The sequence below is a fragment of the Streptococcus sp. UBA632 genome (assembly GCF_002300045.1).
Lineage (GTDB): Bacteria > Bacillota > Bacilli > Lactobacillales > Streptococcaceae > Streptococcus > Streptococcus alactolyticus.
This window is the reverse complement of record NZ_DBPA01000044.1, coordinates 1-7436: the sequence shown is the minus strand read 5'-3', so window position 1 is coordinate 7436 and position 7436 is coordinate 1. Positions and strand designations below refer to the sequence as shown.

The following is a 7436-nucleotide window of genomic DNA, read 5'->3' as shown; positions in this document are numbered from 1 at the left end:
ATGGTTAAATAAGGTGCAAAAATCGTTTCCACAATTTCTCCCCAAATCTGTGTGCGGTATTCTTTTGACACATCACGCATCGCCAAACGCGTCAAGCCACTTGCCATTGGCGCATCAGTCGAATAATTGACATAGCCCTCGATATTCATGCGTGCTCCAAGCTCAAAGTCCTCAGTAATGGTATCTGTTGGAAATCCGCCCGCATCATCAATAGCCTTGCGATAAAGCACGGTATTTGACCCCGTGTAAAAGGCTGAGCCACAGGCGCTATTAAAGTTGTTAATCCCTTTTGAAAAGAAATCTTGTTCATTAGGCAAGGTACCCTCTGAAAAAAGATGATATTGGAAGATATCCTCATTGTAAAAGCTTTGCGGGGTTTGAATCAAACCAATCGGTGCTTTGTCCAACTCTTCGTCATTCGCGTCTGCCTCGACTTGTTCCACAAAATAAGGCACCGTTTCCAGCAAAAACTCACTATATGGAATCATGTCTGCATCAAAAGTCGCTACCAAAGGTGATGAGGTTTGATTTAAGGCATTGTTGTAATTCCCAGATTTGGCATCTTTGTTGTCCGACAAGCCAAAATAACCTACGCCCAATTCCTTTGCCAAGGCAGCCACTTCAGGACGGTCCGTGTCATCGCAAACGTAAATATGCACCTTAGATTTGTCAGGGTAATGCATATAAGTACAAGCGTTCACCGTTTTGTAAAGCAAATCAGGGTCCTCATTGTGGGTAGCAATGAGAACATCCACATCAGGATAACGCTCTGGAGCAATCTCTGGTTTTTCCAGCTTAAAATCCTTGTGTTTATTGGAAGTGATGATAAAAGCCGTGATAGACGATACCAACTCACTTCCCCAAAGTAATACCCCAAAAATCAAAGCAAACCACGAATCATGCCAAGGAATGGTCATGATTAAACGCCAAGACAGATAAAAAAGACTCGTTACAAAAGCTCCTAAATATAATAATTTTTGACTAATTTTCATTGTTCCTAAAAATAAATCTCTTTTGCACAAAATAACTAACAAAGAATAAGACGCTATCCACAATGATTTTCACCACTGAAATTGGAATAGCTTGCCACAATTGCCCAAAGAAAGTCACCAAATAACTTGACAACATAATCTGAACCACCACTAGGATAAAGTATTTGACAGCACTGCTAGGACGACCTTGTTGGAAAACAAGGTTGCGATTTAAGGTGAAATTAACAATAGACGACACTATCCGAGCCAGTACAGATGCTATCACAACTGTCCCAAAATTCAAGCCTTTAAAGACCATCATTAAGACGGTAAAGATACCAATATCCACCAAAAATGACAACAGTGAAGCAAAAATGTACTTGAAAAAGACCTTGTAGATACGGATAGAATCACGAACCACATCAAAATGGGATGATTCGTTCTCATTGATATAAATAGTTGCTATGAGCACCTCACGAATTGGAATATGGTCCTCCTTAGCTTGTAGGAGCATATTCATCTCAAATTCATATCGCTCACCTTCAACCTCCAACAAACAAGGAAGCCAAGCCATAGGAATCACTCGAAGCCCTGTCTGCGTGTCTGACACCTTCATACCTGTGAAAACATCTAAAATATCACGGGTCAAGACATTTCCAAAACGACTTCGCAAGGGCACGGATTCTTCAAAGGTCCGAACACCCAAAATCAAACTGTCTGGGTATTGCAAAAAGGCTTGGATACATTTTAGCGTATCCTCATAGGTGTGTTGCCCATCAGAATCAATGGTCACTATTCCTTTAGCTTCAGGAAGCGTTTTCAAAATAGCCAAAATAGCGGTCTTTAAAGCCCGTCCCTTCCCTTTATTAACCTCGTGGGTCAACAAACGGCAATGATAAGTAGTCTGAGCTTCTTTAAAAATATCTTTGTAATCGTCACCACTTCCGTCATCAACTAAAATAATATGAAAAGGCCTGGCCTTACGTGTTCAAATATCCTGCAAAAGTTCTAATAAACGGATATCTGGTTCATAAGCAGGGATGACAACAACAACCGACTGCTCATTCATTTTCAACTAAACTCCTTTTATTCTTTTTATTTCGATACATTCTTCGGTCAGCAATCATATAAAAGTCCACAAAGGACTTGTGTGAGGCGTAAGAATCGGTATGAAAACCATAAGACGCCGTAATACCTATATCTTCAAACAAGGCTAATCTTGCCACATTGATTAAAAATTCGGTCTGCTTGCGGGAAACACCTGGCAATAACACCACAAATTCATCTCCCCCCAAACGGGCCACAACGGCATTATCAGGCATGATATCTTCCAAAATTCTGCTATAACGCACCAAAAGATTATCACCGTAAATGTGCCCTTTGGTATCGTTGTAATGCTTAAAGTCATTCAGATCTGACAAGATCAAGGTGACCGTTTCCATCTTGTTAAACATACATTCGTTAAAGGCCGATTCAACGTAACTGCGGTTGTAAAGTTTGGTGAGAAAATCTTTTGAAATCATTTCATTGATCTTTTCTTCACGCGTCTTTTGCCACGTCACGTCTAAGATAAAGCACAAAACACCAATAGTTTTCCCACTATGGTCATAAATAGGCGAATAAATCATTTCTAAATAGAGTGGCGTTTTTTGCCCACGACTAATTCTACTGACAGTTGTAAAAGCTTCGCCACGTTTGGCACGATTGAGATTTGATTTAAACTTCAAAGCGTTTTCTTTACTGATATGATTAAAAGGGCTCTCTCCCACCCTTGGTCTAAAATGAAATAATCGGACTACAACGTCATTATATTCGTTATCAACTAGCATAAAGCAATCATTCATATCAAAAGCATACAGATGCAGGTAACTCACACTATCCAAAATCAAACTAGGTAAGACAAAACGCCTACTATCGATATGGACAACGATACTGTAAGCAAATAGCATTAACAGTAAGATCCCTAAAACATACGGACTTTTTAAGTCAAAAAACTCCTTACGTGCTAGGATATAAATAAATAATATCACAGCCGTAGCAATGATAAAAAAGGAAATCCGCATCCTCTTTTGTTTAACAAAAATCTCTAATCGCCTTCTAAAATCCATGCTATTTTACCTATTAACTATACGATAAAGCTCATGCTAGTATCGTACACTTCCTTTAATATCTCATTAATCTTTCTTAATTTTTTAATTAGGTTAGTGTAAAAAATACTTGGATAAGCCCATATTATCCCAGCAAAGCAAAAATAACATCAAACAAATAAAATTAAATAAAGTTAAACTACTAAAATTGTGCTTCTACACGGTAAATGACTTGACCTTTCTGAGAAAATTTTTCCTCGTACTCTGTCATGACATTTCCCTCAAAATCACTAGCATGTAAATCCAACCAAACTTTCTTCAAAATCATACCATATTGTGAAAAGCTAGCTAAACTGTACTCAAATAATCCTCGATTATCCGTTTTAAAATGAACTTCACCATATTCAGGTAAAATGCGTCGATACGTATCTAAAAATGTTTTGTAAGTCAAACGGCGTTTTTCATGGCGTTTTTTAGGCCATGGATCCGAAAAGTTCAAATACATTAAATCCACTTCGCCGTCCGCAAAATAATTGGTCAAATCCGACCCATCAACCAATAGCAACTTAACATTTGGCGCTTGGCTGTCTAGCACCTTATCCAAGGCATGACTCAAAACTGACACCTGAATATCAATACCGATGTAATTGATGGACGGGTTTTGCAAGGCCATTCCTGTGATAAAGGCACCTTTTCCAGACCCCACTTCGATGTGAATGGGGTTATCATTGCCAAAAACCTCATGCCAATGCCCCTTGGCTGCTTCTGGATTGGTAATCACATGATGAGGGTGATTGGCTAAATGATCTTCAGCACCCTTACGTTTTCTAACTCTCATAATTTATTTTTACTAACCCACTCTCTAAATTTTCGTAAGCCGTAGATTTCTTGGTTGACGTGTTCCATATCGCGTTTGTCAAAACAATTTAAAATCTGTGCGAGATATGAAAACTGCCCATACCAAACAATCTTTTCGTAGATGTCATCCATCTGCTTGTAACCATAATATTGTAGCCATTCTTCCCAGCGTGACTGAGGAATATAATGGCTTAGTAAAAAGGCAACATCATACATTCTGTCTGTCAAGCGAACAGAGTCCCAATCCACAAGGTAAATCATGCCACTGGTCGTAATGACCCAGTTGCTATGCTTAATATCACCATGCACGATGGTCGCAGCTTGCGAGTCAAATTCTGGTAAGCTACGTTTTAATTCTTTTACAATGCCTTGTAAGTAGGTATTTTCTCGGATTTGTCGGGGTGCGTTGCGTTCCCAATCCACCAACAAGTCATACGGATTTTCAATTTTATAGTTTAATTGCAATAACTGATTGACCAAGGGACGTGATTTGTGCAAACGCCATAGGATATGGATAATTTGCTTACTGCCCATGTCTTCTTTGGCCAAAATTCTACCATTGAGCCATTCTTGGGCACTCATGGTATCTCCGTTGCCAGTCCGACGTACCCACAACAATTGGGGAGCGATCTGTTCTTTAGCAAGCGCTGGTAAAATCGGTGTGGTGTTAAACTTGATGAAAATCTTTTCACCGTTTGCATATTGACCGATAAAAGCCTTACCACTCTTGCCACGCAGCGGAATCATGGTTAATTCCTGATCTGACATTGTCACTCTTTCTACCCTCCATTCTGTTTTGTTTTACATTCTATTTTACTTTTTTTAACACGCCTAGTCAATCATCTTTCCGATTTTGTAAGAAATGTAACCTTCTGTCACAATCACAGTCACCACCAAAAAGACCAGTGCAGCCTGCCAATTGAGGGTTAATACCAACTGTGGCACCGCAATCACATAAGACAGACTTCGTAAAAAGGTTTTTAAATTGCTGCTTTTATCTGCTTTTGTCAAAGGGTACAATTGTGTCAAGTATTGGTAATCAAAATGTTGGGCCAAGCCCAGCAATTGAAAGAGCAACAAATAATTAAATAGCAAGGCTAAAGCCACGGCCACCATACGATTTGGCATGAAAACCAAGGCCAAAAAGCTCAAAACCGTCAGACGCAAGGTCAAGGCTAAATAATCCGAACTACGCAAAAAAGCACAGGTGTATAAATTGAGCCAAGTTTGAGCGTGTTTTTTAGGAACCACTCGCAACACACCGTCCAAATACGAACGGCGTTTGACACTAGCAGTGATGCCCTTAACCGTTGTAAACAAGGCAAAGAAACGCAAAATGCGCTGGCGACGTCTTTCCTCATAAGCAATGGTTTGTTCCCATGAAAAGCGCCCTTGAGCGTAAAAAGCACTGCTCTTTCTTTTCATCACCCACCATTTGCAAAAGGCAAGCACAACCAGCATGCCTGCAAACATGAGCCAAGAAAAACCGATTTTGAAAAAGACAGGTTCCAAAAAGAGCAAGACCGCTGTTTGCACGCTCACCCAAAGCCAAAAAGCCCTGCGGCGTGCCTGAGTCAACCAAGCCACAATCTCAGTTTCTTTAGGCAAATAAAACAATTTATCTGGCGCCTCTAGGTAGGTCGCAATACTGCCAAAACTCAATAATGCTCCAATGACAAGAATTAAAATCAAGCCAATCCAGACGTGTTGCTCAGGAAAATGACGCAACAACTGACTGTATTGCACCATCAAAAAGCCAAACAGGATAAACAAAACCAAGACAAAATGGTCGTTAAAAACATAGCGTAGGTATTTGAAGCAGGTATTGACAAAATCATGACGCCGTTTTTGAAATACTTCTTTCATGATTACCCCTCTTTAGTTAAAGCCATGTAAATATCCGTCAAACTAGCGTTTTCCTTGCCAAATTGCTGGCGCAAATCTGCCAATGTTCCTGTTGCACGCACCTGACCTTGATGTAAAATGACAAAACGGTCACACATTTTTTCAGCCGCATCTAGCACGTGAGTTGACATCAAGATAGCCTTGCCCTTTGCTTTTTCTTGGTCCAATAATTCCGTTAAATGTGAAATCGCTAGGGGGTCCAAGCCCAAGAAAGGCTCATCCACGATAAATAAGCTTGGGTCAATCATGAACGCACAAACAATCATCACCTTTTGCTTCATCCCTTTTGAAAAATGAATAGGAAACCAGTCCAATTTGTCTGACAAGCGAAAAAGCTCAAGCAAGTCCATCGCACGCGCCATGGCCTTATCATAATCCAAATCATAAGCCATAGCCACCGTTTCCAAATGCTCACGCAGGGTCAATTCTTCATACAAGCTTGGCGTTTCAGGAATAAAACCAATTTTTTGGCGATATGCCGAAGCGTCTTTTTCCAAGGTCAAACCATCCAGCGAAATTTCCCCTTGATAAGGCGTCAATAAACCAATAATTTCATTGATAGTGGTGGATTTTCCCGCACCATTTAGCCCGATGAGCCCAACCAACTCACCCTTTACAACCTCAAAAGACACATTTTTTAAAACAGGGATATTAACATATCCCCCAGTTATATTTTCCAATTTTAACATAAGATACCTACATTTTTTTGATATAATAATTATAACAAAATCAAAGGATTATAGGTGATTCAAATGGAAAATTGTATCTTTTGTAACATTGCCGCTGGTGACATCCCATCATCAAAAGTCTATGAGGACGAGGATGTCCTTGCCTTTTTAGACATCTCACAAACCACTAAAGGGCATACCTTGTTGATTCCAAAAGAACACGTTCGCAATGTCCTTGCTATGTCTGAACAAACATCAAAGACACTCTTTGCTCGTTTGCCTAAGGTGGCTCGCGCCGTGCAAAAATCCACAGGTGCTGTCGGCATGAACATTCTCAACAACAACGAAGAAGTCGCTGGACAAACGGTCTTTCATGCTCACGTTCACCTCATCCCTCGCTACGATGCGAGTGACGAAGTAACCTTTACCTTTACAGAGCACGAACCTGATTTTGAAGCCCTTGGCAAATTGGCACAAGCTATTGCACAGGAGGTTAACCAATGAAAAAAAGACACCTTGTCACACTAGGTCTTATTGGAGCTGCAGCAGGATACTTTGCTCATAAACTCTACCAAAACCGTGATACCTTTAAAGCCGAAATAGCTCACGCTGACGAAGTCAGCCGACGCATCGCTGATGATTTGATTATCATTCAAAAAACCATCAACGACATCAACCAACAAGTCCCACAATTAAAAGAATTGGGCCAAGATTTTGACTACAAATACCGTTTATTTGAGCAAGACTCTAAAAAACGTTTGGACGTGATTCAAAAAACCATGGCCAAATACCAAAACCAGCCTGCATCTAACTAAACAAAAACATACTAAGATTAGTAGCGAGAAAATCTCCGACGGGAGAAAGTACTCTCTACTTTTTCTTTTATGTTAAAGTAGTGGTGTCTTGTTAAGTCGAGTTCTCTTGTGACGCTAGACGTCGTATCAAAA

Annotated in this window: 9 protein-coding genes; 2 read left to right on the top strand and 7 right to left on the bottom strand. The window is 40.1% G+C overall.

The annotated features are described in order from the left end of the window. From B3473_RS05780 to B3473_RS05750, 7 genes are all read right to left on the bottom strand, one after another. On the bottom strand, nt 1–992 hold a 992-nt coding region (locus B3473_RS05780; protein ID WP_293677885.1), incomplete at its 3' end, for a glycosyltransferase. Continuing rightward, nucleotides 982–1932: a bifunctional glycosyltransferase family 2/GtrA family protein gene (locus B3473_RS05775; protein WP_338120908.1), complete on the bottom strand. Its 951-nt coding sequence runs from the start codon at nt 1930–1932 to the stop codon at nt 982–984. The genes B3473_RS05775 and B3473_RS05780, both read right to left, overlap by 11 nt. Nucleotides 1933–2032: 100 nt before the next feature. After that, on the bottom strand, nt 2033–2800 hold the full coding sequence (locus B3473_RS05770) for a sensor domain-containing diguanylate cyclase (protein WP_264879750.1): 768 nt from the start codon (nt 2798–2800) through the stop codon (nt 2033–2035). A gap of 460 nt (nt 2801–3260) precedes the next feature. Beyond that, complete coding sequence (gene trmB / locus B3473_RS05765) at nt 3261–3896, bottom strand: tRNA (guanosine(46)-N7)-methyltransferase TrmB (protein ID WP_154455505.1); 636 nt, start codon at nt 3894–3896, stop codon at nt 3261–3263. Then, nucleotides 3893–4690, bottom strand: a complete 798-nt coding sequence (gene ccrZ, locus B3473_RS05760; RefSeq protein WP_167829333.1) for a cell cycle regulator CcrZ — start codon at nt 4688–4690, stop codon at nt 3893–3895. The genes trmB and ccrZ overlap by 4 nt, the downstream gene beginning before the upstream one ends. 57 nt (nt 4691–4747) lie before the next feature. Next, nucleotides 4748–5782 (bottom strand): ABC transporter permease, encoded by a 1035-nt coding sequence (locus B3473_RS05755; RefSeq protein ID WP_154455506.1) that lies wholly within the window; start codon nt 5780–5782, stop codon nt 4748–4750. Nucleotides 5783–5784: 2 nt separating this feature from the next. Beyond that, nucleotides 5785–6510, bottom strand: a complete 726-nt coding sequence (locus B3473_RS05750; protein WP_154455507.1) for an ABC transporter ATP-binding protein — start codon at nt 6508–6510, stop codon at nt 5785–5787. A 63-nt stretch (nt 6511–6573) separates the two neighbouring features. On the opposite strand from B3473_RS05750, the gene B3473_RS05745 reads away from it, so the two are divergent. Together B3473_RS05745 and B3473_RS05740 are read left to right on the top strand one after the other, a co-directional pair. Next, nucleotides 6574–6993 carry an HIT family protein gene (locus B3473_RS05745; RefSeq protein WP_154455508.1) on the top strand — a complete coding sequence of 140 codons (420 nt, stop codon included), beginning with the start codon at nt 6574–6576 and terminating at the stop codon, nt 6991–6993. After that, entirely contained in the window at nt 6990–7304 is a 315-nt protein-coding gene (locus B3473_RS05740; protein WP_154455509.1) for a hypothetical protein, read from the top strand. The genes B3473_RS05745 and B3473_RS05740 overlap by 4 nt, the downstream gene beginning before the upstream one ends. Nucleotides 7305–7436 lie beyond the last annotated feature (132 nt).

Excerpts from the sequence above, each read along its gene's own strand:
- B3473_RS05770 (WP_264879750.1), bottom strand. The coding sequence starts at position 2,800 with ATGCTAGTTGATAACGAATATAATGACGTTGTAGTCCGATTATTTCAT.
- trmB (WP_154455505.1), bottom strand. The coding sequence starts at position 3,896 with ATGAGAGTTAGAAAACGTAAGGGTGCTGAAGATCATTTAGCCAATCAC.
- B3473_RS05755 (WP_154455506.1), bottom strand. The coding sequence starts at position 5,782 with ATGAAAGAAGTATTTCAAAAACGGCGTCATGATTTTGTCAATACCTGC.
- B3473_RS05750 (WP_154455507.1), bottom strand. The coding sequence starts at position 6,510 with ATGTTAAAATTGGAAAATATAACTGGGGGATATGTTAATATCCCTGTT.
- B3473_RS05745 (WP_154455508.1), top strand. The coding sequence starts at position 6,574 with ATGGAAAATTGTATCTTTTGTAACATTGCCGCTGGTGACATCCCATCA.
- B3473_RS05740 (WP_154455509.1), top strand. The coding sequence starts at position 6,990 with ATGAAAAAAAGACACCTTGTCACACTAGGTCTTATTGGAGCTGCAGCA.